Origin of the sequence: Salinicola sp. CPA57 (assembly GCF_003206035.1) — a bacterium.
In the GTDB taxonomy this organism is placed as follows: Bacteria; Pseudomonadota; Gammaproteobacteria; order Pseudomonadales; family Halomonadaceae; genus Salinicola; species Salinicola socius.
The window spans coordinates 35494-62260 of the sequence record NZ_PZJR01000005.1; the positions used below are offsets into that span (position 1 = coordinate 35494).

General features: G+C 63.2%; 29 protein-coding genes. 8 read left to right on the plus strand and 21 right to left on the minus strand.

Annotated elements, in window-relative coordinates; translation table 11 throughout:
* Positions 1-104: 104 nt before the first annotated feature.
* The 9 genes from nuoI to ndhC form a co-directional block, all read right to left on the minus strand.
* On the minus strand, positions 105-653 hold the full coding sequence (nuoI, locus tag DOM36_RS06615) for an NADH-quinone oxidoreductase subunit NuoI (protein WP_075568502.1): 549 nt from the start codon (positions 651-653) through the stop codon (positions 105-107).
* A gap of 11 nt (positions 654-664) precedes the next feature.
* Positions 665-1648, minus strand: a complete 984-nt coding sequence (nuoH, locus tag DOM36_RS06620) for an NADH-quinone oxidoreductase subunit NuoH (RefSeq protein WP_075568501.1) — start codon at positions 1646-1648, stop codon at positions 665-667.
* The gene (gene nuoG / locus DOM36_RS06625) at positions 1645-4434 is read right to left on the minus strand and encodes an NADH-quinone oxidoreductase subunit NuoG (RefSeq protein ID WP_110642103.1); all 2790 of its coding nucleotides are present in this window, start codon (positions 4432-4434) and stop codon (positions 1645-1647) included. Before nuoG ends, nuoH begins: the two co-directional genes overlap by 4 nt.
* Positions 4435-4448: 14 nt before the next feature.
* A complete protein-coding gene (gene nuoF / locus DOM36_RS06630; protein ID WP_110642105.1) occupies positions 4449-5789 on the minus strand; it encodes an NADH-quinone oxidoreductase subunit NuoF in 1341 nt (446 codons plus the stop codon).
* A gap of 31 nt (positions 5790-5820) precedes the next feature.
* Positions 5821-6339: an NADH-quinone oxidoreductase subunit NuoE gene (nuoE, locus tag DOM36_RS06635; RefSeq protein WP_075568498.1), complete on the minus strand. Its 519-nt coding sequence runs from the start codon at positions 6337-6339 to the stop codon at positions 5821-5823.
* A gap of 30 nt (positions 6340-6369) precedes the next feature.
* The gene (gene nuoC, locus DOM36_RS06640) at positions 6370-8160 is read right to left on the minus strand and encodes an NADH-quinone oxidoreductase subunit C/D (RefSeq protein ID WP_075568497.1); all 1791 of its coding nucleotides are present in this window, start codon (positions 8158-8160) and stop codon (positions 6370-6372) included.
* Positions 8161-8244: 84 nt separating this feature from the next.
* Positions 8245-8922 (minus strand): NADH-quinone oxidoreductase subunit B, encoded by a 678-nt coding sequence (locus DOM36_RS06645; protein WP_075568496.1) that lies wholly within the window; start codon positions 8920-8922, stop codon positions 8245-8247.
* A complete protein-coding gene (locus DOM36_RS20275; RefSeq protein ID WP_162618355.1) occupies positions 8876-9079 on the minus strand; it encodes a hypothetical protein in 204 nt (67 codons plus the stop codon). The genes DOM36_RS06645 and DOM36_RS20275 overlap by 47 nt, the downstream gene beginning before the upstream one ends.
* Complete coding sequence (ndhC, locus tag DOM36_RS06650) at positions 9069-9524, minus strand: NADH-quinone oxidoreductase subunit A (protein WP_075568495.1); 456 nt, start codon at positions 9522-9524, stop codon at positions 9069-9071. The genes DOM36_RS20275 and ndhC overlap by 11 nt, the downstream gene beginning before the upstream one ends.
* A gap of 343 nt (positions 9525-9867) precedes the next feature.
* On the opposite strand from ndhC, the gene thiD reads away from it, so the two are divergent.
* A complete protein-coding gene (gene thiD / locus DOM36_RS06655) occupies positions 9868-10698 on the plus strand; it encodes a bifunctional hydroxymethylpyrimidine kinase/phosphomethylpyrimidine kinase (RefSeq protein ID WP_110642107.1) in 831 nt (276 codons plus the stop codon).
* 172 nt (positions 10699-10870) lie between these two features.
* Positions 10871-12112, plus strand: a complete 1242-nt coding sequence (locus DOM36_RS06660) for a cation:proton antiporter (RefSeq protein ID WP_110642109.1) — start codon at positions 10871-10873, stop codon at positions 12110-12112.
* A 12-nt stretch (positions 12113-12124) separates the two neighbouring features.
* Here the strand turns inward: DOM36_RS06660 and ehuA are convergent, their stop codons facing one another.
* The 5 genes from ehuA to DOM36_RS20015 form a co-directional block, all read right to left on the minus strand.
* A complete protein-coding gene (gene ehuA, locus DOM36_RS06665) occupies positions 12125-12922 on the minus strand; it encodes an ectoine/hydroxyectoine ABC transporter ATP-binding protein EhuA (protein ID WP_075568492.1) in 798 nt (265 codons plus the stop codon).
* The gene (gene ehuD, locus DOM36_RS06670) at positions 12919-13611 is read right to left on the minus strand and encodes an ectoine/hydroxyectoine ABC transporter permease subunit EhuD (protein ID WP_075568491.1); all 693 of its coding nucleotides are present in this window, start codon (positions 13609-13611) and stop codon (positions 12919-12921) included. The genes ehuA and ehuD overlap by 4 nt, the downstream gene beginning before the upstream one ends.
* Positions 13612-13614: 3 nt before the next feature.
* Complete coding sequence (ehuC, locus tag DOM36_RS06675) at positions 13615-14286, minus strand: ectoine/hydroxyectoine ABC transporter permease subunit EhuC (protein ID WP_075568490.1); 672 nt, start codon at positions 14284-14286, stop codon at positions 13615-13617.
* A 140-nt stretch (positions 14287-14426) separates the two neighbouring features.
* Positions 14427-15311 (minus strand): ectoine/hydroxyectoine ABC transporter substrate-binding protein EhuB, encoded by an 885-nt coding sequence (gene ehuB, locus DOM36_RS06680; protein WP_075568489.1) that lies wholly within the window; start codon positions 15309-15311, stop codon positions 14427-14429.
* Positions 15312-15354: 43 nt separating this feature from the next.
* Positions 15355-15798, minus strand: coding sequence for a hypothetical protein (locus tag DOM36_RS20015; protein ID WP_157958580.1), 444 nt, complete (start codon positions 15796-15798; stop codon positions 15355-15357).
* Here DOM36_RS20015 and dtd point away from each other — a divergent pair.
* Together dtd and DOM36_RS06690 are read left to right on the plus strand one after the other, a co-directional pair.
* Entirely contained in the window at positions 15797-16234 is a 438-nt protein-coding gene (gene dtd / locus DOM36_RS06685) for a D-aminoacyl-tRNA deacylase (RefSeq protein ID WP_075568488.1), read from the plus strand. The genes DOM36_RS20015 and dtd overlap by 2 nt on opposite strands.
* A 202-nt stretch (positions 16235-16436) precedes the next feature.
* The gene (locus DOM36_RS06690) at positions 16437-17213 is read left to right on the plus strand and encodes an SDR family oxidoreductase (RefSeq protein WP_075568487.1); all 777 of its coding nucleotides are present in this window, start codon (positions 16437-16439) and stop codon (positions 17211-17213) included.
* A gap of 168 nt (positions 17214-17381) precedes the next feature.
* Here DOM36_RS06690 and DOM36_RS06695 read toward each other — a convergent pair whose 3' ends face one another.
* Together DOM36_RS06695 and DOM36_RS06700 are read right to left on the minus strand one after the other, a co-directional pair.
* On the minus strand, positions 17382-17612 hold the full coding sequence (locus DOM36_RS06695) for a ChaB family protein (protein WP_075568486.1): 231 nt from the start codon (positions 17610-17612) through the stop codon (positions 17382-17384).
* 66 nt (positions 17613-17678) lie between these two features.
* Positions 17679-19607: an ATP-binding cassette domain-containing protein gene (locus tag DOM36_RS06700; protein ID WP_075568485.1), complete on the minus strand. Its 1929-nt coding sequence runs from the start codon at positions 19605-19607 to the stop codon at positions 17679-17681.
* Positions 19608-19674: 67 nt separating this feature from the next.
* Between DOM36_RS06700 and DOM36_RS06705 the strand changes: the two genes are divergently transcribed.
* Together DOM36_RS06705 and DOM36_RS06710 are read left to right on the plus strand one after the other, a co-directional pair.
* Positions 19675-20187 carry a TIGR02444 family protein gene (locus tag DOM36_RS06705; RefSeq protein WP_075568484.1) on the plus strand — a complete coding sequence of 171 codons (513 nt, stop codon included), beginning with the start codon at positions 19675-19677 and terminating at the stop codon, positions 20185-20187.
* A gap of 87 nt (positions 20188-20274) precedes the next feature.
* Positions 20275-21021 carry an FKBP-type peptidyl-prolyl cis-trans isomerase gene (locus tag DOM36_RS06710; protein WP_075568483.1) on the plus strand — a complete coding sequence of 249 codons (747 nt, stop codon included), beginning with the start codon at positions 20275-20277 and terminating at the stop codon, positions 21019-21021.
* A gap of 73 nt (positions 21022-21094) precedes the next feature.
* On the opposite strand, the gene DOM36_RS06715 is transcribed toward DOM36_RS06710, so the two are convergent.
* Positions 21095-21631: a hypothetical protein gene (locus DOM36_RS06715; RefSeq protein ID WP_075568482.1), complete on the minus strand. Its 537-nt coding sequence runs from the start codon at positions 21629-21631 to the stop codon at positions 21095-21097.
* 92 nt (positions 21632-21723) lie between these two features.
* Here DOM36_RS06715 and DOM36_RS06720 point away from each other — a divergent pair, with 92 nt between their 5' ends.
* On the plus strand, positions 21724-22644 hold the full coding sequence (locus DOM36_RS06720) for an AEC family transporter (RefSeq protein ID WP_110642112.1): 921 nt from the start codon (positions 21724-21726) through the stop codon (positions 22642-22644).
* A gap of 138 nt (positions 22645-22782) precedes the next feature.
* Here the strand turns inward: DOM36_RS06720 and DOM36_RS06725 are convergent, their stop codons facing one another.
* Entirely contained in the window at positions 22783-23748 is a 966-nt protein-coding gene (locus DOM36_RS06725; RefSeq protein WP_075568480.1) for a LysR substrate-binding domain-containing protein, read from the minus strand.
* 143 nt (positions 23749-23891) lie between these two features.
* Between DOM36_RS06725 and DOM36_RS06730 the strand changes: the two genes are divergently transcribed.
* Positions 23892-24800 (plus strand): DMT family transporter, encoded by a 909-nt coding sequence (locus DOM36_RS06730; RefSeq protein ID WP_110642114.1) that lies wholly within the window; start codon positions 23892-23894, stop codon positions 24798-24800.
* Between the two features lie 38 nt (positions 24801-24838).
* On the opposite strand, the gene trmB is transcribed toward DOM36_RS06730, so the two are convergent.
* From trmB to thiS, 3 genes are all read right to left on the minus strand, one after another.
* The gene (gene trmB, locus DOM36_RS06735) at positions 24839-25564 is read right to left on the minus strand and encodes a tRNA (guanosine(46)-N7)-methyltransferase TrmB (RefSeq protein ID WP_110642116.1); all 726 of its coding nucleotides are present in this window, start codon (positions 25562-25564) and stop codon (positions 24839-24841) included.
* A gap of 140 nt (positions 25565-25704) precedes the next feature.
* Entirely contained in the window at positions 25705-26502 is a 798-nt protein-coding gene (locus DOM36_RS06740; protein ID WP_110642118.1) for a thiazole synthase, read from the minus strand.
* A gap of 31 nt (positions 26503-26533) precedes the next feature.
* Positions 26534-26734 carry a sulfur carrier protein ThiS gene (thiS, locus tag DOM36_RS06745; protein ID WP_075568476.1) on the minus strand — a complete coding sequence of 67 codons (201 nt, stop codon included), beginning with the start codon at positions 26732-26734 and terminating at the stop codon, positions 26534-26536.
* Between the last annotated feature and the right edge of the window lie 33 nt (positions 26735-26767).

Consider the following 26767-nt stretch of genomic DNA (forward strand, 5'->3'; position numbering starts at 1 on the left):
GGCGAAAACACTTGAGGAGGCGGAGTTTACCCGGGGGTAAATGAGCATCTCGAAAGTGTTTTCAACAACGTTTGGCCGACGCGTAGCAGATCGTAGGCAGATTCTCATGGCATCAACGACTTGACGTCGATAGGTTCGGCCTCGTTCTGCGCCTCGCCCTTGTCCTTGCCCGCAATCGACAGCCCGGCCACACGATAGAAGTTGGTATTGTGATCCTTGCCCGGACCGTCGATCAGCAGATCCTGCTTCTCGTAGACCAATTCCTGGCGCCGGAACTCGCTCATCTCGAAATCCGGGGTCAGCTGGATCGCCGAGGTCGGACACGCCTCTTCGCACATGCCGCAGAAAATGCAGCGCGAAAAATTGATACGGAAGAATTCCGGATACCAGCGACCATCCTCTTTCTCGCCCTTCTGCAGCGAAATGCACGCCACCGGGCAGGCGACGGCACACAGGTTGCAGGCGACACAGCGCTCTTCGCCATCCGGATCGCGGGTCAGCACGATGCGCCCACGGTAGCGCGGCGGCAGATAGACCTGCTCTTCCGGATATTGCAGCGTCTCGCGCTTGCGCCAGGCGTGGGAGAACACCATCCACAGGGTGCGTAGCTGCGTGCCGGTGCCGGTCACGATTTTGCGGATCTGATTGAGCATCGATGATCCCCTCAGGTCGCCGGATCGATGAGCAGAATCATCGCCCCGGTGATCAATAGATTGACGAGTGTCAGCGGCAGACAAACCTTCCAGCCGAAGTTCATCACCTTGTCGTAACGCGGTCTCGGCAACGCCGCCCGCAACAGCACGAACAGAATGACGAAGAATATCGTCTTGAGCAGGAACCAGACGATCGGCGGCAGCAGCGGCCCGTGCCAGCCGCCGAAGAACAGCGTCACCAGCAGCGCCGACATCAGCACGATACCGATGTACTCGCCAACGAAGAACATGCCCCACTTCATGCCGGAATATTCGATGTGATAGCCGTCGGCCAGCTCCTGCTCGGCCTCGGGCTGATCGAACGGATGACGGTGCGTCACCGCGATACCGGCAATGATGAAGGTACAGAAGCCGAAGAACTGAGGGACGATGAACCAGACGTTTTCCTGCGCATTGACGATATCGCGCATGTTGAACGAACCGGTCATGGCAACGATGCCCATGACCGCCAGCCCCATGAAAACCTCATAGGAAAGCGTCTGGGCGGAGGCACGCAGCGCACCGAGCAGGGCATACTTGTTGCCGCTGGCCCAGCCCGCGAACAGCACCGCATAGACGTTGATGCCGGCCATGGCGAAGAAGAACAGAATGCCGATATTGAGATCCGCAACCCCCCAGTTCGGCGTGATCGGAATGACCATGAACGACAGCAGCAGCGAAGCCATCGCGATCGCCGGGGCCAGCACGAAGAAGGTGCGATCGGCAAAGGGCGGAATCCAGTCCTCCTTGAAGAAGATCTTGATCATGTCCGCCGCGATCTGCAAAAGCCCGAACGGCCCGACCCGGTTGGGGCCGTAACGGTCCTGCCACAGCGCCAGCAGGCGCCGCTCGACCATGCTCAACAGCGCCCCGGAAATGACCACGACCAGCAGAATGACCACGGCCTGCACCATCGCGATCAACGTCGCTTCGACTTGCGGCGTCCACCAGCTCATGGGCGACCCTCCTCGACCGATGCCCGGCGACCCGAGGCTTCCGGCGTGAGGCGACCCCAGCGCGTGACACCCGGCGTCAATGCACCGGTAATCTCCTGAATCGTGCCGCTGGGGAGCCCGATCACCCCTTGCGGCAGCCCCGCGCTGAGGCGTACCGGTAGCGTCAGGCTGGCGCCGTCGAGCGCGACCGAAACCGTCTCACCTGCCACGATACCGAGGCGGGCCGCATCGGCTTCGCTCAGCGCCACCTGGGGCGTCGCCATGCGCTCGCGAATCGGCTCGGCGCGACGCGACATCTCGTCACCACCGAACAGCTGGGGCAGATCGATCACCTGCCATTCGCCGTGACGCGGCGTGAAGGCGGCAGGAATCTCGGTGCAATAATCGCCGCCACCGGCGGTGATGCCAGCGTTCGGGGCCAAGAACAGCCGCTTGCCCGGGTCGCCGGCACGCAGGTGCCCACCCACTTCGTCCTGAAACTTGTTCCAGGCCTGCGGTGAATTCCAGCCCGGCGCCCAGGCAAAAGCGACTTCGCGGCGCGGCTCCTGATAGCCGGCATAGCCTTCCATCGAGAATGCGAACGGCGTGTCGAGATCCACCGGCGCACGCGGCTCGTTGACGTTGAGGTCGGCGCGCATCGCGGTTCGCCCGCTGTAGCGATGCGGCTCGCGGGCAAGCTTCAGACCGTGGATGCGGAACATCGCCTCCGGCGTATTCTGATGCAGCGGGGCGAAGATCGGCACCTCCTCGGCGACCGCCTGGGTCAGGTCGTCGAGCAGTATCGTCTCCACCGGCTGACGATCCAGCGTCGCGTGCAGCGCGTGCAACCAGCGCCAGCTCTCGCGGATGCGGGTATCGGGACGCAGATAGCTGGGATCGAACACCTGATAGAAGCGCTGCGCGCGGCCTTCCAGGCTGACCAGGGTGCCGTCGCTTTCGGCAAACGTCCCGGCCGGCAGGGCAACACCGGCGCGCTCCCAGGTCGGCGTTCGCTGATGATCGACCACGACGACCGCGGTTGCCCGGTCGAGCGCATCGTCCACACGGCTAGCCGGCAAACGGGTGTAGAGATCGTTCTCGAGAATCACCACACCATCGGCGTCCCCGGTTTCCAGTTGCGCCAGCGCCCAGTCGAGGGATTCCCCGCCCAGCAACCCCAGCCCGACGCTGTTGGCCTCGCGGCGAACGAGGGTCAGGCCGGCATCCGGTCGCTGACGCCGGCCGAGCGCGCGGGCGATGTTGCCGGCCGCTTCGAGGATCGCCATCGAACCCAGTGACTCGCCGGCGATGACCAGCGGCTTTTTCGCTGCCAGCAAGGCATCGGCGATCCGTTCGACCCACTGTGACGTTGCCGCATCGAGGCCATCGACGGTTGGCGCGGTGGAATCCAGGGCATGGGCAACGGCAAATCCCAGCCGGGCGATATCGTCGGGCGCGAGACGCCCGACGTAGGTTGCGATGCCGTCGAGCTTGGTGACATCGGGCGTCACCACAAACAGCGGATGACCGGCGTCCTGGGCGATGGTCTTCACCGCTTCGGCGTTCCATTCGGGGATGCCACGCGCCTCGCCCAGCTCGGCGCCCTTGCTCCGCACCGCCTGACGCACCGACAGCGCGACACGCGCGGCGCTCTGTATCAGATCTTCGCCGAGCACCAGAATCGCATCGCACTGCTCGATCTCGCGCAGGCTCGGTGTGGCCAGACCGGCCTCGCGGTTGAGTGCTTCCATACGCTGGATGCGGGCCAGCTCGCCGGCTTCGATACCGGTAGAGAAGTTGGCGTCACCGACCATCTGACGCAGCCCGTGATTGCTCTCGAGGCTGGCCCGGGGAGAGCCGATACCGATGACCCGCCTGGCGGCTCGCAACGTGTCGGCAGCGCGATCCAACGCTTCGTCGACTTCCAGTGGCGAGATGATACCCATCTCGTCCCGGCTCTCGGGGCGCGTCGGGCGATCCTTGCGATTGACGTAGCCGTAGCCGAAACGGCCGCGGTCGCAGAGGAAATAGCCGTTGACGTCGCCGTTGTAGCGATTCTCGATTCGGCGGATGTCGCCATAGCGTTCGCCGGGGCTGATGTTGCAGCCGCTGGCGCACTGATGGCAGACGCTCGGCGCGAATTGCAGATCCCATTTCCGGGTGTAGTGGTCGGAGTGGGTCTGATCGGTGAACACGCCGGTAGGACAGACCTCCGTCAGGTTGCCGGAGAACTCGCTCTCCAGCGTGCCGTCGGTGACGCGACCGAAATAGACGTTGTCATGCGCTCCGAACGCGCCGAGATCCTCGCCGCCGGCGTAGTCCTGGTAGAAGCGCGTACAGCGATAACAGGTGATGCAGCGGTTCATCTCGTGGGCGATGAACGGCCCCAGGTTCTGGTTGCGATGGGTTCGCTTGCGAAAGCGATAACGGCGGCGGTCGTGGCCGGTCATCACCGTCATGTCCTGCAGATGGCAGTGACCGCCCTCTTCGCAAACCGGGCAGTCATGCGGATGATTGACCATCAGCCACTCGATCACCGTCTGACGAAAGGTCTTGGCCTCTTCGTCGTCGATGGAGATATAGGCGTCATCCTTCACCGGCGCCATGCACGACATCACCAGCATGCCGCGATCGTCGTCGGCATCCTTGTACTGTTTGACCGCACACTGGCGGCACGCACCGACGCTGCCCATCGCCGGGTGCCAGCAGAAATAGGGAATGTCCAGCCCCAGCGAAAGGCAGGCATGGAGCAGATTGTCGCTGTCTTCGACTTCGTAGTCGTTGCCGTCGACGTGAATTGTGGCCATGCGTCGAACTCCTCCTACACGCTGCCGACCGAAATCGGGTCCGCGTGCGCTTCACCCTTGGACTGGGTGATGCCACGCTCGAACTCGTCACGGAAATAGTGGATCGCGGATGCCAACGGCATCGCCGCCCCCGGCGCGTGGGCGCAGAAGGTCTTGCCCGGGCCGAGATCACGGGCCATCTGCTCGAGCAGCTCGATATCACCGGACTCACCCTCGCCCGCCTCCAGCGCGCGCAGCAGCTTGACGCTCCAGGGCAGGCCATCGCGGCACGGCGTGCACCAGCCACAGGATTCGCGAGCGAAGAACTCTTCGAGATTGCGGGTCAACGAAACCATGCTCTGGTTGTCGGCAACCACGGTCAGCAGCCCGGTGCCCATGCGGCTCCCGGTCTTGCCGATGGTGTCGAAATCGAGCGCCAGCTCGAGATGTTCCGGCAGCAGGAAACCGGTACTGCCCCCGCCGGGCAGCCAGCTTTTGAGGGTCAGGCCGTCGCGCATGCCGCCGGCGAGTTCGATGATCCGGTTGCCGGTCGTGCCCATCGGCAGTTCCCACAGACCGGGATTCCTGACTTTGCCGGAAACGCCGTAGAGCTTGGTGCCGCCGTCGCTGCTGAGATCGCCGGAGAGCGCCTGGAACCAGTCCGCACCGTGATTGACGATGCCCGGCACGTTGCACAGCGTCTCGACGTTGTTGACCACCGTCGGCAGCCCCCACGCCCCGGACTGGCCGGGAAACGGCGGCTTGGCCCGCGGATTGGCACGCTTGCCCTCGAGCGAGTTGATCAGCGCGGTCTCTTCTCCGCAGATATAACGGCCCGCTCCGGTGTGCAGGGCGATATCGAAATCCCAGCCGCTGCCGCGCACGTCCGCGCCCAGCCAGCCGTCGGCACGCGCATCGGCCAGGGCGCGCTGAATGGCGGCGGCGGCACGATAATATTCACCGCGCAGGAATATGTATCCCTGCTTGGAGCGGTTGGCGAAGCCGGCGATGATCATGCCCTCGATCAGCAGATGCGGCTGCTGCTCCATCAGCAGGCGGTCCTTGAACGTGCCCGGTTCCATCTCGTCGGCGTTGCAGACGATATAGCCGCGTGGGACGTCCTCGCCCTTCATGGTCAGGCTCCATTTGAACCCGGCCGAGAACCCGGCACCGCCACGACCGCGCAAGTTGGCGCTCTTCACCTCCTCGGTCAGCGTCTCGTAGGTGTACTGCTCGAGCATCTTGGTGACTGCGTCGTAACCCTGAGTACGGCGGTACTCCTCCAGCTGCACCGGCGACTGATCGTCATGCAGACGCCAGGTCAGCGGATGTGTCTCGGCACGGCGCTCGCTGGCGGATTGCAGAATGCGGCTCATGATTCGCCCTCCAGCCTCATGTTCTCGGATCTCATGCGTAAGCCTCCAGCAGCCGGGGAATTTCGTCCGGCACCACCGGCCCATGCAGATCCTCGCCGATCAGAATCGTCGGCCCCCGGTCGCAAGCGCCAAGGCAGCACACCGGCAGCAGCGTGAAGCGACCGTCCGCCGTGGTCTGGCCCATCTGAATGCCCAGGTGCGCGATGAAGGCGTTGCGCAGTTCCTCGTAATCGGTCAGGAAGCACGAGCTGCTGTCGCAGATCAGGATGACGTGACGACCGACCGGCTGACGGAAGATCAGGCTGTAGAAAGTCGCCACGCCTTCGACGTTGGCGACCCCGATGCCCAGCGTCTCGGCTATCGCCGGAATCGCGCCGTCCGGCACGTGGCCGTGACGCTTCTGCACGATCTTCAACGCCTCGATGCATGCCGCCTGCGGATAGGGATAGTGCGCCCGCTCCTCTAGAATTGCCTCACGATCGGCCGGGTCGAGCGCGAACGCATCGCTGGCGATCGTCGCGGTAGTAGAGCTGGCGGTTGTCTGATTCATGTTCGTCTCCAACGTCCTCACCGGCCTCGTTCAACGATCCACGTCGGCCATGACGAAATCGATACTACCCAGGTGCGCGATCAGATCCGGCACGAAACCGCCGCGCATCACGGCGGGGATCTGCTGAAGATGCGGGAAACTGGGCGTCCGGATGCGGGTGCGGTAGCTCATGGTGCTGCCGTCACTGGTCAGGTAGTAACTGTTGATGCCCTTGGTCGCCTCGATCATCTGCATCGACTCGGCAGCCGGCAGCACCGGGCCCCATGACACCTGCAGGAAATGGGTGATCAGGGTCTCGATATGCTGCAGCATCTTTTCCCGCGGCGGCGGCGTGGTCAGCGGATGATCGGCCTTGTAGTCGCCCGCCGGCATGTGGTCGATGCACTGTTGAATGATGCGCACGCTCTGGCGCATCTCTTCGATACGCATCATGCCGCGATCGAAGGCATCACCGTTGACCGCCGTGGGAACCTCGAAATCGAAATTCTCGTAGCCGGAATAGGGGCGCTTCTTGCGCAGATCGAAATCGAGCCCGGTGGCACGCAGGTTGGGACCAGTAACGCCCCAATCGAGCGCCTGCTGGGTGTCGAAGGCCGCCACGAACCGGGTCCGATCGCGCACGATGGCGTTGTCCATCATCGCCTTCTCGTATTCGGCCAGACGCTTGGGCATCCAGTTGACGAAGCCCTGAACCAGCTTGTCCCAGCCGTTGGGCAGGTCATGGGCGGTACCCCCGATGCGATACCACGCCGGGTGCATGCGAAAGCCGGTGATCGCCTCGATCACTTCATAGGCTTTCTGACGATCGGTGAAGGTGAAGAACACCGGCGTCATCGCGCCGAGATCCTGCAGATAGGTACCCAGAAACAGCAGGTGGCTGTTGATGCGGAACATCTCCGCCATCATGACCCGAATCGTCTTGGCGCGATCGGTCACGGTGATGCCGGCCAGCTTTTCCACTGCCAGCACATAGGGCAGGTTGTTCATCACCCCGCCGGTATAATCGATGCGATCCGTATAAGGAATGAAGCTGTGCCACGACTGACGCTCCGCCATCTTCTCGGCGCCGCGATGGTGATAGCCGATATCCGGCACGCAGTCGACCACCTCTTCACCGTCGAGCTGGAGCACGAGTCGAAAGGCGCCGTGGGCCGAAGGGTGGTTGGGCCCCAGATTGAGGAACATGAACTCGGTATCTTCGCCTTCGCGTTTCATGCCCCACTGTTCGGGATCGAAGCGTAGCGACTCCTGCTCGACCTGCTGGCCTTTCACCGTCAGCGTATAGGGGTCGAACTCGGTGGCGCGAGCGGAGTAGTCCTTGCGCAGCGGGTGGCCGGTCCAGGTCAGCGGCATCATGATCCGGGTCAGATGCGGGTGGCCGGCAAAATCGATGCCGAACAGGTCGAACACCTCGCGCTCGTACCAGTTGGCATTGACGAAGATATCGCTGATCGAGGGCAGCGTCAGGTCCCGCTCGTGCAGCGCGACCTTGATCATCAGATCGGTATTTCGTTCGACCGACAGCAGCTGGTAGAAGACCGTGAAGTCCGAGGGCGGCAGGCCGCGGCGGTGAGTCCGCAGACGTTCATCGACGGCGCTCAGATCGAAGAGCATCGAGAACGGCCCGGCCAGACGGCGCAGGTATACAAGAACGTCTCGCAGCTGCTCTCGCGAAATCCAGATGACCGGCATGCCGGTCATCGTCGTCTGCGGCGTGAAAGCGGCTTCACCGAAATGTCGCGCCAATTCGGCCACGACGTCGGCATGGGAAGCGCTGGAAGTTATCGTGCTCTCGTTGTGAGAATCATCGGCTGCGGTCATGGTTGGCGGCCCCCGGTGCGAAAATCAATGGTCGAGAAAGACCACAAGAATCAATGGCAGATGCGATCGAGATGACCGATCGCACTAGATGCCATCCGGGGTGCGCAACTCCTTGACCGCGATGCGACGATCACGGTGCTTTTCGCGCTGAGACGGCATCTCGGCGCGATAGACGCCCTGATCGCCGACCACCCAGGAGAGCGGGCGCCGCTCTTCCTGAATCGACTCCTGCAGCAGTTGAAGACCTTGGAGAAACGCTTCGGGGCGCGGCGGACAACCGGGCACGTAGACATCCACCGGCAGGAACTTGTCGACACCCTGAACCACCGAATAGATATCGTACATGCCGCCGGAATTGGCACACGATCCCATCGAGATCACCCACTTGGGTTCGAGCATCTGGTCGTAGAGCTGCTGGATGACGGGTGCCATCTTGATGAAGCAGGTGCCGGCGATGACCATGAAATCGGCCTGGCGCGGGGAGGCCCGAATCACTTCCGCCCCGAAACGAGCGACGTCGTGGGGCGACGTGAACGCCGTGGTCATTTCCACGTAGCAGCAGGAGAGACCGAAATTGTAGGGCCACAATGAATTCTTGCGACCCCAGTTAACGGTCGAATGAAGCACGTCCTCGAGCTTGCCCATGAACACATTGCGATGAACTTGCTGCTTCATCGGGTCATCGACAAGTTCGCGTTGGCCGAGAGGATAACGATCAGCCGCGGAATCGCCTCCCTCCGCACGGGTCAGGGTGTACTGCATAGTGGGCCTCAACAAACCAGATAGGAAAACGGTCGAGGAAGTGCTGGCCGGTCATGGCTGCCAGACTTCCATCATTATCTTTTTGGTGATCGTCAGCACGATCCAGCATGCCGAGTTCAGAACGCCTTTTCTCTTTATCGTACGTGTCAGCGTACATGGCGTTCGACTCCCGGCACCGCGGCCAATTCGCGCGCTCTCGACGCATCTTCGCGGCCCCGCTTGCGAGGCGCCCAATCGAGGGCACCGACACGGGCGTCATAGACGAGGCCGGCCAGCAGAATCAGAATGAACACTGCCGCTGCCGCGAATCCCGTCCAGCCCACCTCACGGACGGAGACGGCCCAGCCGAACAGGTAAACGGCTTCGATATCGAAGATGACGAACAGCATGGCAACGAGATAGAACTTGACCGAAAACCGTTGCCGCGCAGAGCCAGCGCCGACGATTCCGGATTCGAAGGGGAGGGATTTGCTGGGTCCGCGGCTGCGGCCGCCCAGCAGGCTGGCGGCGCCGATCATCAATCCGCAAAGCACAACGATGGCCACCACGAACAGGCCGGTAGCCCAGTAGCTGGCAATCCATGCGGAGACCGGATCGGACATGCCTTCCTCGCAGACGTGATGAAACCTGAATGTGACGAAATCACGAACCGAAAACGACAGGTTCGTAAGTTTACGAGTCTACATGATGACGGGGCGGTAACAAGCCTGCTAATTAGTCCTATTGCAGCCTGTCGCCAAATCTGGCGGCCTGTCTATAGAACCTTCAAACAACTCCCCCTATCAAATCCATGCCAGGGAGTCGTGTCGAAGCCTGTCCCGGCTCACCCTATCAGCACTCTACTCCGTGAATCCGTGACGTGAAACGTCTTTGCACGCTTTGTCGTTAGGCAATTTCAACGTCTTGTTTTAGGCTAGACGCTTTCCCGCTGCTTGCAATGCCCTCATGGTCTCTCGCTCGATTCCCAATGGCTTGACGATCGCCGGATCCGACCCTTCTGGCGGCGCGGGGCTTCAGGCCGATATCAAGACATTCTCGGCCCTGGGCGTCTACGCCACCAATGTGATCACGGCCGTGATCGCCCAGAATACCCGTGGCGTGGCAGCCGTCGAACCGGTCTCGGTGGCGATGATTCGCGCCCAGCTGGACAATCTGCTCGACGATGTCGAGATCGACGCGGTCAAGATCGGCATGGTCGCCAGTCGGGACGTGGCGGAGACGATTGCCGAAGCGCTCACGCGACGTCGACCGCGCTGGATCGTTCTCGATCCGGTCATGGTCGCCAAGAGCGGCGACCGGTTGGTGGACGATGACGGTCTGCGCGCCGTGCGAGAGGTGCTGGTGCCGCTGGCCGACGTGATCACGCCCAACCTGCCCGAGGCCGCCGCGCTGCTCGGCACCGACATGCCCGTCACCCTTGCCGACATGGCAGCGATGGTAGGCGATCTCGCGGCGCTGGGGGCTCCCTATGGCCTGTTGAAAGGCGGCCACCTGCCGCTGGATCGCTGTCCGGACCTGCTGTGGATGCCGGGCGGTACGCGCTGGCTGGACGCACCGCGACTGCCGACGCGCAATCTTCACGGGGCCGGCTGTGCCCTATCCTCCGCGATTGCCGCGCATCTTGCCCATCTGGCGTCCCCCCAATCGCCCCAGACCGAGGTCGAGATGGCCATCGACGCGGCGAAACGCTGGCTCCACCGGGCACTGGAGGCCAGCGAGCGTCTCGATGTCGGCCAGGGAAAAGGCCCGCCGCATCACTTCCACGCCTGGTGGTAAGCCTCGTTGCGCGAAAAGTGGCGATTTTTCCAGCTAGATTCCCGAGCTCCCTCTAAGCTATGCCGTCAGGCAAGGATGCCTTCAACGTCAAGGCCAGTATCGGCGCGCGGCGAGTGAATCGACGTGCGACGCGTGGCCTGGCACTCATACGGGCAAGGGAGATCGCTGCCTGATGGATCCTCATAGCATAATCCTGGGCGGCTTCGGCCTGCTGATACTACTCGTCGCCTGGGTTCCGGTCCTGATCAAGGGGCTGCCGCTGTCGCTGCCGATCATCTGCATCGGCATTGGCATGGCCTTTTTCCTGCTGATTGGCGAAGGCGCGCTGCAGCCTCGCAACTATCCCCAGACGACAGAAATCCTCACCGAGCTGACCGTAATCATCTCGCTGGCCGGCGCCGGGCTGCGGATCGACGATCCGCTGAAATGGCGCGTGTGGGCGGATACCGGCCGCCTGCTCAGCATCACCATGCCGTTGACCATCGCCGCCACGGCGGCACTCTGCGCGCTGGCGCTAGGCTTTCCCTGGGAGACGGCGATTCTACTGGGCGCGGTGATCGCCCCTACCGACCCGGTACTGGCCGCCGACGTTCAGGTCGGCCCGCCGCGCTCCGGGCCCAGCGACAAGGTCCGCTTGAGCCTGACGTCGGAAGCCGGGCTCAACGACGGGCTGGCGTTCCCGTTCACCTTTCTCGCCATTGCCGTTGCCATTCACGGCACTCAACTGGGCGAGTGGACCTGGCACTGGTTGCTGGTCGACGTACTCTGGCGCATTGTCGCCGGTGCCGGCGCGGGATGGCTGACGGGATGGCTGCTGGCGATGTTCATGTTTCATTCGGGAAAGCTGTCGCTGGCCAGCACCGGGCAGGGCTTCGTGGCGCTGGGCGGCACATTCATCACCTATGCCGGCGCCGAGGCGATTCACGGCTACGGCTTCATTGCGGTGTTCGTCGGTGCGCTGGCGCTGCGCAGCACACAGAAAGAGGTGCACGATTATCACGTGCGCCTGCATGACTTCACCGAAGAGATCGAACGGCTATTGATGATGCTGCTGCTGGTGCTGTTCGGCGGCAGCCTCGCCGGCCCCCTGCTCGACGGATTGAGCTGGCCGATGGCTTTCGCCGGCCTGGCGATCCTGTTCGTGGTTCGCCCGCTCACCGGCATGATCGGGCTGATCGGTTCGCAGATGAAATCGCGGGAAAGAGCGGTCGTCAGCCTGTTCGGCATTCGTGGCGTGGGTTCGTTCTACTATCTCGCCTATGCCACCAACCAGGAAAGTTTCGGCCAGATCGACAGCGCCTGGACCCTGGTCAGCTTCATCGTGCTGGTCTCGATCCTGTTCCACGGGATGACATCGGGATTGTCGATGAGCTGGCTGGATCGGCGCCGCGAGCTGGCGAGGCGGCGACGATGACCGGCGCCTCGATCAATCGTCCGGGTCGAGTACCGCCTTCAGGAAAGCCCTGGTACGCTCCTCCTTCGGCGCGGTGAAGATCTCCTCCGGCTTGCCCTGCTCCTTGATCCGCCCCTGATCGAAAAAACAGATGCGGTCGGAAACCTGACGCGCGAAATGCATCTCGTGGGTCACCAGCAGCATGGTCAGGTCGTGCTCATCGGCCAGGCTGCGAATCACGTTCAGCACTTCCCCCACCAGCTCGGGATCCAGCGCCGAGGTCGGCTCGTCGAAGAGCATGACCTTGGGCCGCATCGCCAGCGCTCGGGCGATGCCCACGCGCTGTTGCTGGCCGCCGGAAAGCTGGTGAGGATACTTGTTGGCCTGATCGGTCAGTCCCACCATCTCCAGCAGCTCCATGCCGCGCTTTCTTGCCTCGGCCTTGCTCACGCCCAGCACCTGCACCGGCGCTTCGGTCAGATTGCGCAGCACCGTCATGTGCGGAAACAGATTGAACTGCTGGAAGACCATGCCCAGCTGACTGCGCATCTGGCGCAGATGCTGCTCGCTGGCCGGCGCGAGCGAGTCACCCTTGCGCTGGTGCCAGAGAGGCTCGCCGCCGACGTAGACGACACCGTCGTTGATCTCCTCCAGCGTCATCAGGATGCGCAGCACCGTCGACTTGCCCGAGCCGGACGGGCCGATGATGGTGACCTTCTCGCCGCGCTGGACCTCGAAGTCGAGCTCGTCGAGGACCACATGGTCGCCGAAGCGTTTGACGACCTTGTCGAATTTGATGATGGGGTCGCGAGTATTCGTGGCGTCGTTCATTTAAGAGACAGGCCTCGCTTGGGCAGATGGGTATCCAGATAGCGCACACCGAAGGAGGCGATGAGGGTCATCACCAGATAGAGGCCACCCACCATGGAAAGCGGGATCAGGTAGCCACCGGTACGGTCGCCGATGATCTTGGCTACGCCGAGCATTTCCAGCACGGTCACGACCGACAGCACAGGCACGTCTTTCATGATCGAGACCAGATAGTTGCCCAGTGCGGGAATGATGCGCGGAATCGCCTGCGGCAGAATGATGTGGGTGAAGGTTCGCGACGACGCCAGGTTGAGCGCCCGCGCCGCTTCGCGCTGCCCCTTGGCCACCGCCTCCAGACCCGCGCGGTAGACCTCCGAGGTGTAGGCGCTGTACTGGACACCCAGCGCCAGCGCACCGGTCAGGAACGCCGGCAGCGTCAACCCGAATTCGGGCAGAACGTAAAACAGGAAGAAGAGCTGGATCAGCAGTGGCGTATCCCGGATGAACTCCGTCACCAACTTGGCCGGCCAACGGATAATACGGGTCGGCGCGCTCTTCAGCGCCGCCAGCACCAGCCCTAGAGCCAGGGCGATGAAAAAGCCGACCACGGTCGCTTGCAGCGTCACCACCAGGCCATGCAGCAGGATCGGAAAGATCGAGATTGCGAAGGCCCACTGGCTACTGGTGTCCCATTCGATGCCGAAAAACATGCGTTATCTCCCCGCCGCGCGCCAGCGGCCAACGTAGCGTTCCAGCAGTTTCATGCACGCGGTCAAGACCAGCGCCATGCCGAAGTACATGAACAGCACCAGGGTGTAGACCGTCACGCTGTCCTGGGTAAAGTTGCGAATTTGCTCGGCACGGAAGGCCAGATCGCCCAGCGAGATCAGCGATACCAGCGCCGTATCCTTGAGATTCTGAACCGCGAGATTGCCGAAGGTCGGCATCATTTCCGGGATCGCCTGCGGCAGCGTGATGCGCCACAGCCGTTTGCGGGAGGTAAAATTGAGCGCCGTTGCCGCCTCGTACTGCTCCTTGGGAACGGCTTGTACCGCACCGCGTACGACTTCGGCACCGTAGGCGCCAATGTTCAGTGCCAGCGCGACGACCCCCGCCACCACCGGCGGAAAGCGTAGGTCGAGCCCGATCGCCTGTCCCATGATGGGCAGGGCGAAGTAGATCCAGAACAGCTGTACCAGCAGTGACGTGCCGCGAAATATCTCGATATAGGCAACGCTGAACCCCTTGAGCAGGGGGTTGTGGGAGAGCTTGCCGAGACCGAAGACAAAGGCACAAAGACCGCCCAGAATCGTCGAGTAGACCGTGAGCTGCACGGTCACCCACGCACCCTGGGACAAGGGAGCGAGATAGCTCGTCCATTCCATCGGCTAGACTCCGCATTCGCTGATGTAACGACACCGGCAGTACCGACACCGTTCAATGACGGCGCACATGCCCGCTCGAGGTCGAAACCATCGAGCGGACATGCGCGATCACATCGGGTTTAGACGCCCGAGAAGAACACTCAGGAATCCGCGGTGCAGAGTTCTTCCGTGGTGTGATGGCTGGAGCCGTCGACATCGGCCTGGCTGAAGCCATAACCCATCAGCGTCTCGCTCCAGTCGTCGGTCTGCTTGTACTTCGCCAGCGCCTCGTTGACCGCATCACGCAGTTCGGTGTTGTCGCTGTTGAAGGCGAAAGCGCCCCAGCTACGCACCTCTTCGCCATCGATGACCGGGTCCTTGAAGTCGCCGGCGGACTCGACGTCATCGCTCTTGTTGGCCAGTTCGCTGACCGTCAGGCTGGTCGCCGCATAGGCATCGGCGCGACCGGTGGAAACCGTGGAGATTGCGTCGGCATTGCTGGAAATGGTGACCATGTTTTCCTGCGGCACACCGAGCGCCTGCAGCATGTCGAGCTGGTCAGCGCCGGCCATGATGGCGATCTTGGCGTCGCCATCGACGAAGTCGCTGAACGCATGCAGATCCTTCGGATTGCCCTCCTTGACCAACAGCCCTTCACCGTAGGATGAGTTGGGCTCGGAGTAGATCACCTGCTGGCAGCGATCCGGCAGCACCGCCATCTCTGCCGCGGCGATATCGAAACGGTTCGCCTGCAGCCCCGGAATCAGCGAGCTGAAGTTGGTCGTGACCCACTCGATGTCGTCGACGCCCATCTCGTTCATGATATGGCGGATGACGTCGGGTCCTGCGCCCTTGGCTTCACCGCTCATGTCCATGTAGCCGTAGGGGATTTCGTTGGCGACGGCGATCTTGATCGAACCGGAATCCTTGATCTCCTGAAGCGACGCCGCCTGTGCAACGCCGACAGCCAGGCAGGACAGCACGGAACCGGCAATCAGTGTCGTAACGCTTTTATGAATAACGTCTTTATTGATGTTGTATCGCATCGTTCAAATCTCCGTCTGCAAGGTTCGGACCCGCCTCGGCGAATCACGATTCACTCAAGTTTTCGGTGACGGGCGCATTGTCACTTGTCGTCTCGCCCAGCCTGGCGTGGCCATGCCGCGAATTGTCATGATCCATCGCCCCTAAACCATGACAATTTATGGCAGCTCGATCCTTCAGGATAGTAGCACCACCCAAGCGGCGGGCGTCAAAGGCTTTATTGAACCATGACAATTTCGCCCTGGGGCGGTTTCCCGCCGTCTGTGGCGCACGCCGTTCAGGCTCGAGCTTCGTCATGCCACCGAATGTCACCCCGACCAGGCCACCCCCAAATCCTCCGAAACGCTGGTAACATAAACATACGTTCTCGTAGCGTCTGCTTTCAATAACGCTTTGCAGGCTATTAATCTCGATCATTCCATCAACGGCTCGGCGTGATAGTCTTTCGCCCACCGTCCAACCCGATTTCAGGTGAGACCAAAATGCCATGCGAGCTCTGATTCAGCGAGTCAGTCGGGCGTCGGTGAGCGTCGAGGGGGAGAGGATCGGCAGCATCGATCAAGGCTTACTCGCGTTCATCGGTATTTCCGCCGGGGACGACCGGAGCCATGTCGATCGCATGCTTCACAAGCTGCTGCACTACCGCGTGTTCGCCGATGGCGAGGCACGGATGAACTGCAACCTGCAACAGATCGACGGCGGGCTGCTGCTGGTATCCCAGTTCACGCTGGTAGCGGCAACCGACAAAGGCTTGAGACCCAGTTTCTCCGGCGCCGCGTCGCCAGATCACGCTCAAGCGATGTTTCACTATCTGGTGGCGCAGGCCGGGCAGGCATGGCCGGCGGTGGCGAGCGGCCGCTTCGGCGCCGACATGCAGATCGAGCTGATCAACGACGGTCCGGTGACCTTCATGCTGGAGACCTAAGCTCTGTCTGAAAAATCGGCGAGCGATGACCAGACTAGGCAAAAATTGACGAAAACGGACCGGGCTGGCGCACCAGTTTACGAGNNTCAGACAGAGCGTAGGTTCTGAGGCGACTCGGGCAGCAATGGTGATCGCCAGAATGGGCGGCGCCACATACGACAGGGAATAGCGGCCGCGAGCCGCGACGAAAGGAATCACGATCATGACTCATCCCCTCGCCATCATCACCGGCGGTGCCCAGGGCATCGGACGTGCCACGACGGAGCTACTGCTGAAAGAGGGCTGGCGAGTCGCCGCCCTGGATCGCGACGCGGAAGCCGTGGCGGAACTCGACGAGACCCATCCCGCGGCAACGCTTCTGACCATGGTCGTCGACGTCAGCGACGAGTTGCAGGTCAAGGAGGCCTTTTTCCATCTGTCGGACTGGCAGCTGGAGAACGATCAATCCACGGGCGTGGATCTGCTGGTCAACAACGCCGGCGTCGCCGATCCGGTCTGCGGCCCGATCGAGGAGCTGGCGCTCGCGGACTGGCGGATCTGGCAGGAGAGCCACCTGACCGGCGCTTTCCTGTGCACGCGCGCCGCCGTTCCCGGCCTGCGCCAGCGTCGCGGCGCCATCGTCAACATCGCCTCGACCCGGGCGCTGCAGTCGGAACCCCACTGCGAGTCCTACGCCGCCGCCAAGGGTGGCCTGCTGTCGATGACCCACGCGCTGGCGGTGAGCCTGGGCCCGGATATCCGGGTCAACGCCATCTGTCCGGGCTGGATCGAGACCGGTCCCTGGCAAAAGGCCAGCCAACGCAATACGCCAGCGCATCGCGCCATCGATCGAGACCAGCATCCGGTCGGACGCGTCGGCGAGCCGGCCGACGTTGCCGCCACGGTCGCCTTTCTCGCCAGCGACAAGGCAGGATTCATCACCGGTCAGCACATCAGTGTGGATGGAGGGATGAGCAAAAAGATGATCTACGCCGAGTGAGCTGGACGGCAGGGATTGCGCTCATCCAGGCGGCGTTGCTCTCTACGGCGCCCCGAAGCCGGCGCTGATCGACCACGGCGCCCTGAAACCGGCACTGATCGACCACGGCGCCCCGAAGCCTGCGCTGATCGACCACGGCGCCAATGCGGGCGTGATCGAAGCCCGTCTTCAGGACTTCGGATGCCAGTTGCCGTCGTCGCCTTTTCGATACTTCGCCTCGACGGCTTTCCAGGCCACGGCATGAGCGGCCTCCTCCCGAGAACTGTCGCCGCGCCGGGCCTCGGGGCTCTTGTACTGCTCCCAGGCGCTGTTGAACGCTTCCTTGTAGATAGTGCGAGCGTGCGGTGGCAGCACCTTGCGCGCGCTGTCGGGGATATCGTCACGGAAATCGTAAGGCATGAAATCTCTCCTTGAGTCCGACGTTCATCCCCAGTGTAGACGGTCGCGACAGGTCTCGGGAATGGGTCAGGATTCCGCCTGTATCAGCTCCGCCTCCAGCGTTTCCAGCGCCTCTTCCGCCGCCATCCATTCGCTCTCGAGCCGCTCCACCTCGGCCTGACGTTCGCCCTGTTCGCGAACCAGTCGTGCCAGCTCGTCCTTGCGACCGGCCTCATAGAGGTCCGGATTCGCCAGCTGGGCTTCCAGCGCCGACAGTGCACTCTGGGCCTTGTCGAGCGTCTTCTCCGCGGCATCGCGCTGCTTGCGCAGCGGCTTCATCTGCTCGCGCCGTTCGGCGGCTGCGCGCCGGGCCGCCTTGCGATCGCCGCCATCCGCCGCGCCTTTTTCCTGGCGCGCTTCCTGCTTCAGGTCGCGCCGACGTTCCGCCTCGCGGGACTTGAGCCACAGGTGGTAATCATCGAGATCGCCATCGAACGGCTCGACCCGTCCTTCGGCGACGCGCCAGAAGGTATCGACGCTGGCCCGCAGTAGATGGCGGTCGTGGGAGACGATGATCACCGCACCTTCATACTCCGCCAGCGCCTCGGCCAGCGCCTCTCGCATGTCCAGATCGAGGTGGTTGGTCGGTTCGTCGAGCAGCAACAGATTGGGCTTTTCCCAGGCGACCAGAGATAGTGCCAGACGCGCCTTCTCGCCGCCGGAAAACCGCGACACGTCGCCGAACACGTCGTCGCCACGGAAGCCGAATCCACCCAGGAAATTGCGAATCGACAGATCGCTGGCGGTGGGGGAAAGCCGCTGCACATGGGTGAACGGCGTCGCACCGATATCCAGGTGCTCCAGCTGATGCTGGGCGTAGTAGCCGACCACCAGATTGTCTCCCGGCACACGCGTGCCGGAGAGGGGCTGCAGATCCCCGATCAATGTCTTGATCAGCGTCGATTTGCCCGCACCGTTGGGCCCCAGCAGACCGATACGCTCACCGGGCAGAATCGATACCTTCACCCCCGCGAGAATGGTGCGATCGGAATACCCCAGCGCGGCCTGATCCAGCGACAGCAGCGGCGTCGAGGTCTTGTCGGCACACGGCAGTTGAAAGCGAAACGGCGAATCGACCCGCGCCGCGGCAATGGTCTCCATGCGCTCGAGCATCTTCAACCGGCTCTGGGCCTGACGCGCCTTGGTCGCCTTGGCCCGAAAGCGCTCGACGAACCCTTCGATCTCGGCGCGCCTCGCCTGCTGTTTCTCGAACGCCGCCTGCTGCTGTGTCTGGCGCTCGGCACGGGCGCGCTCGAAAGCGCTGTAATGGCCGCGATAGAGCACCAGCTGGCCTTGATCGATATGCAGGATGTGATCGCAGACGGCATCGAGAAAGTCGCGGTCGTGAGAGATCAGCATCAGCGTGCCGGGATAGCGCGTCAGCCACTGCTCGAGCCACAGCAGCGCGTCCAGATCCAGGTGGTTGGTCGGCTCGTCGAGCAGCATGATCTCCGATGGCGTGAACAGCGTCCGGGCCAGACCGACACGCATCCGCCAGCCGCCGGAGAACGCCGCCAGCGGCCGGTAGAGATCGTCCTGGGCGAATCCCAGCCCGGCCAGCAGCTGCTCGGCGCGGGACCGTGCCGTGTAGCCGTCGAGCGCCTCGATCTGGCCGTGCAGACCCGCCTCGCGCTGCATCTCGCCGTTGGCCTGTGCCTCGGCCAGTGCCGCTTCGGTCTCGCGCAGGGCGACGTCTCCATCGAGCACGTACTCCACCAGCGGGCGCTCGATGGCCGAGACCTCCTGCGCCATGTGGGCAATCCGCTTGCCGCCGGCAATCTCCACGCTGCCGGTATCGGCGCCGAGCTCACCCCGGATCAGGGCGAACAGGCTCGACTTGCCGGCACCGTTGGCACCGACGATACCGACCTTCTGGCCCTCGTGCAGCACCAGATCGGCCCCTTCGAACAGTCGTCGGGTGCCGCGTTGCAGGGCGAGTTGGCGAAATGCGATCATGCCGGGCTCCAGGGCGCGTCAAATGGGCGCTCATTCTACCAGCCATCCGCCATCGGGTTGGAATGCCATGTCAGCCACCGACGCCGCTGCCTCGCTATGGTCCTACGCGCTGTCGCGATACGCCCGCCCCGGCGTCGAAGCCGAATGCCTGACGCTGCAGGATGAACACGGCTGGGATGTCTGCGAATTGCTGTGGATCGCCTGGCTGAGCGAACGCCGCCAGCGCCCGGATCCCAAGGCCGACCACGCCCTGGCCGACGCGAGACGCTGGCAACGGGAAATGACCCTACCGCTGCGCGAACGCCGCCGAACGCTGAAAATCGAGGTGCAGCATCGGCCCCGGCTGGAGTCGTTGCGCCAGGCGCTGAAGCAGGCGGAGCTCTACGCCGAGCGCGAGATGCTGACGCAACTGGCGGCGCTGCCCACGATCGGGGCCGCGCCGGATGCCCCCCTCAAACAGGCATTAGATTCCTGTCGCGTGCTACGCGAGGTCACCGCCGAGGCTTACCCGCCGTTACGCGATCTGCTGGCGCGCTGGATAATCGATGCCCCGGATGCGGAACCAAAACCCACCTGTTAGAGTCACAGCACGACTACCCACCGGTGTTTGAGGCTTCTTTCCCGATTCTGGCCAGCATCGGTTTCATTTCCGACTCAAGGAGTTTGCATGAAACGTTTGGTAACCGCCGTCGCCCTCGGCAGCATCATGACCCTGCCGCTGACGGCCTTTGCCCAGGACAAGGTCGATCTCGACAATGACCAGGCGAAGCTCAGCTACAGCATCGGTGCCACGCTCGGCCAGGGTCTGTCCAAGGACATCAAGGATCTCGACGTCGACGCCTTCGCGGCAGCCATCAAGGACGTCTACGGTGATGACGACCTGCAGATGACCCAGGACGAGATCAGCACCACGCTGACCCAGTACCAGCAGAAGAAGGTCGCCGAGCAGAAGGCCGAGCAGAAGAAAGTCGCGGACGAGAATCGCAAGAAGAGCGAGGCCTTCCTGAAAGAAAACGCCGAGAAAGATGGCGTGAAGACCACGGATTCCGGCCTGCAGTACGAAGTCCTCGAATCCGGTGACGGCGAATCTCCGAGCGCCGACGATACCGTCCGCGTCAACTACGAAGGCACCCTGCCGGACGGCACCGTCTTCGACAGCTCCTACAAGCGTGGCGAACCGATCTCGTTCAAGGTCGACCAGGTCATTCCCGGCTGGCAGGAAGCGCTGAAGATGATGCACGTCGGCGACACCTGGAAGATCGCCGTACCCTCCGACCTGGCCTATGGCCCGGCCGGTACCGGCGGCCCCATCGGTCCCAACCAGGCGCTGCAGTTCAAGGTCGAACTCCTCGCCATCAACCCCGATGATGCGGACAGCGACAGCAGCGATGACGGCGACGACAGCGGCAACTAAACGCTGACCCCGTGGCCCTCTGTCACTGCCTCCTCCGACGCCGGTCAGGTTGACTCCTGACCGGCGTCGGCGTTTACAGGCAGCGCTTGTCGCCTCGTCCTATTGGCACTCCACCCAGGTCACGGCTGTCGAAATCGAACCAGCTCCCCTTCAAGCCATGATCGCTCAACACCACCACCTGGGCTCGCCAGGCGTTCACGTGAGCGCTGCAGAGCCCCAGATTCCCCTCCCCCACGAAGCGTCCATCCCCCTTCGCCCGTAACGAGAGCCGTCGCGACTGCACGTTCATTTCGCGACCGATGAACTGGACCGTCACCGTTTGCGGCGCACGACCGTCAACGCGAGCTTCGAACGTCAGCGTTCCCGTCTCGTCCCGGGCCTCCTGCAGCGCGAACGCCAGCGAGGCGTCGATCCCCAGGCTGGCATGGCATCCACCGTCCAGCAGGTCGCAGCCCTGCGCCGGTGGATACCAGGTCACGTCGCGGGTCGACTCCCGCAGGTAGTAGTAGTCGAGCAGATACCAGAGCGCGATGACGATCGTCATCAACGTGACCCCGATCAGCAGATTGAGCATCCGCGGCCTGGCGGTTTCCTCTTCGTACGCAGCCATGAACTTTCAGAGACTCCAAGCGTTGAGCATTAGCCGATAGACTAGCGGGCAAAGGCGCTGCAGATCACCGAGGCGCTCGACAAGGATGACACATGAGCGATATCGCGAACGCCCTGGGCCCGCTATTTCTGTTGATTCTACTCGGTGCCGTGCTGGGCTGGGCACGTTTTCCCGGCGGCGATTTCTGGCCACGACTCGAGCGCTTCATCTATTACCTGCTGTTTCCGGCAATGCTGGTGTCGACGCTGGCGACTGCCGACGTCAGCCAGGTTCCGGTCTTTCGGCTCGGCGTCACGCTGCTCGGCGCCATGGCGCTGATGGGGCTGGGCCTGTGGCTGGCGAGACATCGTCTGCGGCTCGATCCTCCCGCCTTCACCTCGGCTTTCCAGGGCGTGGTGCGCTTCAATACCTATGTCGGCGTCGCGGGGGCGACGGCCCTGCACGGCACTGCCGGCACCACGGTGGCGGCCGTCGCGGTCGCGTTGATGGTGCCGAGCGCCAATATTCTCTGCGTGCTGGCCTTCATTGCCTCCGGCACGCTGGGTAGCGCCAGTCTGCGCCAGAGCGCCCTGGCGCTGCTGCGAAACCCGTTGATTCTTGCCTGCCTGCTGGGGATTGGCTTGAATTTTGGCGGTATCGGCCTGCCAGGGTGGAGCTTTGAGGCCATCGAACTGCTCGGCAACGCCGCGCTCCCACTGGGGCTGGTCGCGGTGGGCGTCGCCCTGCGCCCTCACGCGCTGTGGCGAAGCGGCAAAGCTTTCTGGTTGTCGAGCGGGCTCAAGCTGATCGTCACGCCATTGGCCGTGCTGGCGCTGGCCTGGATGGTCGGCCTCCACGGTGCGGATCGCGACGTGGCACTGCTGTTCGCCGCGCTGCCGACCGCGACGTCCGCCTACATTCTGGCCCGCCAGCTGGGCGGTGACGCGGAACTGATGGCCGCCGTGATTACCGGCCAGACCCTGCTGGCAATGGCGACGCTGCCACTGCTGCTGCACGGCTTCGGCGTGAATTGACGACTGCAAATAAAAAAGATTCTCGTTACGCTTGCAATCACAAATGAGAATGATTAACCTTCTTATCGTGGCGCTGCCAAACGCCACTGACCACAGCAGCGAATGTCAGGTTCCTGCCATGGTTATCTCCTCATCAAGCTAGTCACGGTCCTTAGTGCCGCCCTGCCCAGGGCGGCCTTTTTTGTTTCCGATATCGCGCTCGCTCAGCGCATCACGCTGCCAGGGCCCGCGCCCGTGCAGTCGCTCGCGCAGCAGTTGTGCCAGCGCTTCGACCGCCGGCTGCGAACCGACTTCGATCGCCTGGGCGAAGTGCAGACGCGCGACACACCGGCGTATCGGCGGCATCCCGTCACTCTCGTCGAGCGGACGCATGGCCGTGGTCACCCGCTCGCGGTCGAGCACGCCGATCGCCATGCCGGTTTCGATGGCCTTTTCCACGGCGTGAATGCTGGTACTGGTGAAGATCGCCCGCCACGGGCGCTGAACCGAGTCCAGCGCGCCGGTCGCCAGGTGTCGGTAAGGGCACTCCTCGGGATGCACCGCCAGTGGCACGATCGCTTCCCGGTGAAGCGCGCCCTGAACGGGGCCGGCCCACACTGGCGTGGGATGCCACAGCGTTTCGCCGCCCTCCAGCCCCGTTGCATGATCGAGCACCACGGCCAGATCCAGCTTTCGCTGTCTGAGCGCCCGCGCGAGCCGGCCGCTGGTATCGGTGGTGACGTCCAGCAGGATGCCCGGATAACGCGCCATGAACTGCGGCAGCGTATCGTCCAGCAGCTCGCGAGCGTAGTCTTCGGGGATCCCCAGCCGCACCCGCCCGCTCAGACGCTCGCCGCTGAACCGGCTGACCAGCGTATCGTGGACTCGCAGCAGCTCTCGCGCCTCGCGCAGCAGCACGTCGCCGCTCGGCGTCAACGATACGCCACGCGAGTTCCGCTCGAGCAGCCTCACGTCGAGTTCGGTTTCCAGACGTTTCATCTGCATGCTGATGGCACTTAGCGTGCGATGGCGCACCTCTGCCGTTGCCGCCAGTGACCCGGTCTGCGCGACGACCTGGAATGTGCGCAACAGCTCGAGATCGAGCGTCTGGTTGCCTTCAATCATATTGAACTCAGATAGATTTTTATTCGATTCATTGAACTCGCCTGAGCGCGCAGACTCAAGCCACTTCGATCACACCGGCGCTTCGATGACATCCGCACCGGGACGATATCAACGGCTCGTCGATACCGACAAGGAGGCTTGGCATGCGCAATCTATCGCTGAACGTGGCACTGATGACGGGATTCGTCATCTGCTGGAGCTCCGGCTTCATCGGCAGCCGACTGGCCAGTCAGGCGCCACTGCCGGCGATGGACATGTTCGCCTGGCGCTTCGTCATTGCCACCTCGATCGCCGCGCTGTGGTGGGCTCTGAGCCGCCAGCGCTCGGTGACGCTGTCGGGCTGGCTGCGCGAGATGAGCGTCGGCGCGCTCACCATGGGCGGCTATCTGCTGTTCGTGATGCTGGCCGTCGGGGAAGGCGTCAGCGCCGGCTCCACCGCATTGATCACGGCGCAGCAGCCGCTGTTGGCCGCACTGCTGGCAACGCTGTGGCTCCGCGAGCAGATGCCGATCGCGAGCTGGATCGGCATGGCGATCGCGGCAAGCGGCGTCGCGCTGTGCGTGGCCGGCGACTGGCAAGGTGCGGGTAGCGCCAGCGGCTGGGCCTATGCGCTACCGCTGCTGTCGGTGATCAGCGTGACCCTCGGCAGCTTGCTCGCCACCCGGCGCCCGTCGGGTCTCGGCATGCCTGCCACGCTGACGGCGCAGCTCGGCGCGGCAAGCCTGGTCTTTCTGACCGCAGCGTTCAGCGACGGACAGCTGGCCCCCCCGGGCAGCGAACTGATCACCTGGCAGACGATGGGCTGGCTGGTTGTGCTGTCGAGCTTCGGTGGCTATGGATTTCTCACTGCCTGCCTGCGCCGGGTTGGCGTGACGGCCGTCTCGAGCGCGATCTACCTCACCCCGCCGGTCACGTTACTGTGGACCGCATGGATGTTCGATGAACGCATCGACACGCTACAGCTGGGGGGCATGGCGTTGGCGTTACTGGGCGTTGCGATCGCGCTGATCGCCCAGCAACGCTTTCGCCACATTGGCGACTGGGCACATTGAAGACGCATTGAGGAGATATCGCGCATGGCGCCAGCCGATCAATCGCGCCGGTAGATGAGATCCCAGACGCCGTGACCCAGGCGCTCGCCGCGCTGCTCGAACTTGGTCAACGGGCGAAAGTCGGGGCGGGCGATGAAAGGGGCGGTCTCGGCCGGCGCGGTGTTGACGAAACCCGGCGCCTCGGCCATCACCTCCGCCATGAATTCGGCGTAGGCCTGCCAGTCGGTGGCCATGTGCAGCTTGCCACCCGGCTCGAGCCGGGAGCGCACCAGTTCGACGAACGGCAACTGCACGATCCGCCGCTTGTGATGCTTCTTCTTGGGCCACGGATCGGGGAAGAACAGCTGCAGCGTATCGATGCTCGCTTCCGGCAGGCAATCCGCCAGCACGGCCAGCGCGTCTTCACGGTAGACCCTCAGATTGGTGAGCCCGCGCTTGTCCGCCTCGTCGAGCAGCTTGCCCACGCCGGGCGCGTGAACCTCGATGCCGATGAAGTCCGTCTCGGGATGCATCTCGGCCTGCTCGACCAGCGACTGGCCCATACCGAAACCGATCTCTACCACGCAGGGCGCCTTGCGGCCGAACAGTTGCTCGAGGTTCTGGCGGCCATCGGCCAGCGTCAGCCCCCACCGGGGCCAGACGTCTTTCAGCCCGCGCTCCTGCGCCGCTGTCATGCGCCCTGCGCGCAGTACGTAACTCTTGATGCCACGCCGCACGGGGGCGTCGGCGGAGGATTCGTTATCGGGCGTCGTCTTGTCAGTCATGCAGAGGCGTCAACAGGCTAGGAAAGTGGAAAAGGCCACCGGTTGCGGTGGCCCTATACGGTTCGATCCAGAGATAGATCAATCGAAGGACCGGTCGATCGAAGAACGACTCGATCGCGGGCCAGGTCGTTCGAGTAGGCTCAGCCGTTGATCCGCCCGGCGAACGGCGAGGAAGGGCTGGCGCTCTGGCGACGCGGCATGCGCTCGGCGAGAAAGGCCTCGCGCCCGGCCTCGATCGCCTTGCGCATGGCGTTGGCCATCATCACCGGGTGCCGGGCGTGAGCGATGGCGGAGTTCATCAGCACGCCATCGCAGCCCATCTCCATCGCCAGCGCCGCATCGGACGCCGTGCCGATACCCGCATCGACCAGTACCGGCACCTCGGCCTGTTCGAGAATGATCGCCAGCGTGGCCGGATTGAGCAGGCCGTTGCCCGAACCGATCAGCGACCCCAGCGGCATTACCGCACAGCAGCCGCGCTTTTCCAGCTCCTTGGCCACGATCGGATCGTCACTGGTGTAGACCATGACGTCGAAGCCATCGTTGACCAGGGTTTCCGCTGCGGCCAGCGTCTCGACCACGTTGGGATAGAGCGTCTTGTCGTCGCCCAGTACTTCCAGCTTGACCAGGTTGTGGCCGTCAAGCAGTTCGCGCGCGAGCTTGCAGGTTCGCACGGCATCCCTGGCGGTGTAGCAGCCGGCAGTATTGGGCAGCAGCGTGTAGCGCGACGGTGGAACGGCGTCGAGCAGATTGGGCTCGCCCGGATTCTGGCCGAGATTGGTGCGGCGAACCGCGAAGGTCACCACGTCGGCACCGCTGGCCGCGATCGCCGAAGCGGTCTCGTCGAAGTCGCGATACTTGCCGGTGCCGACCAGCAGGCGGGAGGCAAAGCGACGTCCCGCCACGGTCAACGGGGTGTCCTGGATCAGCTGAGACATGGATGGCTCCTGGTCATGAATCGGACGGAAATCAGCCGCCGCCGATAGCGTGCACGATCTCCACGCTATCGCCGTCACTCAGGCGCGTCTGCGCATGCAGGCTGCGTGGCACGATCTCTTCGTTGACCTCGATGGCGATACGCCGTCCCGCCAAGCCAAGCGAATCGACCAGTTGGGCCAACGTCTGCTCGCCATCGAGCTGACTGGGCTCACCGTTGAGCTGAATCTGCATGACGGCTCTCCCTGAAGCGGATCTCGAGGAGGC

Bases quoted from the DNA above. Each gene is read 5' to 3' on its own strand.
- DOM36_RS06715 (WP_075568482.1), bottom strand. From the start codon at position 21,631: ATGGCTGCGTACGAAGAGGAAACCGCCAGGCCGCGGATGCTCAATCTG.
- ehuA (WP_075568492.1), bottom strand. From the start codon at position 12,922: ATGAACGACGCCACGAATACTCGCGACCCCATCATCAAATTCGACAAG.
- nuoH (WP_075568501.1), bottom strand. From the start codon at position 1,648: ATGAGCTGGTGGACGCCGCAAGTCGAAGCGACGTTGATCGCGATGGTG.
- DOM36_RS06690 (WP_075568487.1), top strand. From the start codon at position 16,437: ATGACTCATCCCCTCGCCATCATCACCGGCGGTGCCCAGGGCATCGGA.
- DOM36_RS20275 (WP_162618355.1), bottom strand. From the start codon at position 9,079: ATGTACGCTGACACGTACGATAAAGAGAAAAGGCGTTCTGAACTCGGC.
- nuoG (WP_110642103.1), bottom strand. From the start codon at position 4,434: ATGGCCACAATTCACGTCGACGGCAACGACTACGAAGTCGAAGACAGC.
- DOM36_RS06700 (WP_075568485.1), bottom strand. From the start codon at position 19,607: ATGATCGCATTTCGCCAACTCGCCCTGCAACGCGGCACCCGACGACTG.
- ndhC (WP_075568495.1), bottom strand. From the start codon at position 9,524: ATGTCCGATCCGGTCTCCGCATGGATTGCCAGCTACTGGGCTACCGGC.
- DOM36_RS06725 (WP_075568480.1), bottom strand. From the start codon at position 23,748: ATGATTGAAGGCAACCAGACGCTCGATCTCGAGCTGTTGCGCACATTC.
- nuoI (WP_075568502.1), bottom strand. From the start codon at position 653: ATGCTCAATCAGATCCGCAAAATCGTGACCGGCACCGGCACGCAGCTA.
- DOM36_RS06645 (WP_075568496.1), bottom strand. From the start codon at position 8,922: ATGCAGTACACCCTGACCCGTGCGGAGGGAGGCGATTCCGCGGCTGAT.
- DOM36_RS06740 (WP_110642118.1), bottom strand. From the start codon at position 26,502: ATGTCTCAGCTGATCCAGGACACCCCGTTGACCGTGGCGGGACGTCGC.
- ehuC (WP_075568490.1), bottom strand. From the start codon at position 14,286: ATGGAATGGACGAGCTATCTCGCTCCCTTGTCCCAGGGTGCGTGGGTG.
- thiD (WP_110642107.1), top strand. From the start codon at position 9,868: ATGGTCTCTCGCTCGATTCCCAATGGCTTGACGATCGCCGGATCCGAC.
- DOM36_RS20015 (WP_157958580.1), bottom strand. From the start codon at position 15,798: ATGGCATTTTGGTCTCACCTGAAATCGGGTTGGACGGTGGGCGAAAGA.
- trmB (WP_110642116.1), bottom strand. From the start codon at position 25,564: ATGACTGACAAGACGACGCCCGATAACGAATCCTCCGCCGACGCCCCC.
- dtd (WP_075568488.1), top strand. From the start codon at position 15,797: ATGCGAGCTCTGATTCAGCGAGTCAGTCGGGCGTCGGTGAGCGTCGAG.
- nuoC (WP_075568497.1), bottom strand. From the start codon at position 8,160: ATGACCGCAGCCGATGATTCTCACAACGAGAGCACGATAACTTCCAGC.
- DOM36_RS06710 (WP_075568483.1), top strand. From the start codon at position 20,275: ATGAAACGTTTGGTAACCGCCGTCGCCCTCGGCAGCATCATGACCCTG.
- thiS (WP_075568476.1), bottom strand. From the start codon at position 26,734: ATGCAGATTCAGCTCAACGGTGAGCCCAGTCAGCTCGATGGCGAGCAG.
- DOM36_RS06705 (WP_075568484.1), top strand. From the start codon at position 19,675: ATGTCAGCCACCGACGCCGCTGCCTCGCTATGGTCCTACGCGCTGTCG.
- nuoF (WP_110642105.1), bottom strand. From the start codon at position 5,789: ATGAGCCGCATTCTGCAATCCGCCAGCGAGCGCCGTGCCGAGACACAT.
- ehuD (WP_075568491.1), bottom strand. From the start codon at position 13,611: ATGTTTTTCGGCATCGAATGGGACACCAGTAGCCAGTGGGCCTTCGCA.
- DOM36_RS06695 (WP_075568486.1), bottom strand. From the start codon at position 17,612: ATGCCTTACGATTTCCGTGACGATATCCCCGACAGCGCGCGCAAGGTG.
- ehuB (WP_075568489.1), bottom strand. From the start codon at position 15,311: ATGCGATACAACATCAATAAAGACGTTATTCATAAAAGCGTTACGACA.
- DOM36_RS06660 (WP_110642109.1), top strand. From the start codon at position 10,871: ATGGATCCTCATAGCATAATCCTGGGCGGCTTCGGCCTGCTGATACTA.
- DOM36_RS06720 (WP_110642112.1), top strand. From the start codon at position 21,724: ATGAGCGATATCGCGAACGCCCTGGGCCCGCTATTTCTGTTGATTCTA.
- nuoE (WP_075568498.1), bottom strand. From the start codon at position 6,339: ATGAATCAGACAACCGCCAGCTCTACTACCGCGACGATCGCCAGCGAT.
- DOM36_RS06730 (WP_110642114.1), top strand. From the start codon at position 23,892: ATGCGCAATCTATCGCTGAACGTGGCACTGATGACGGGATTCGTCATC.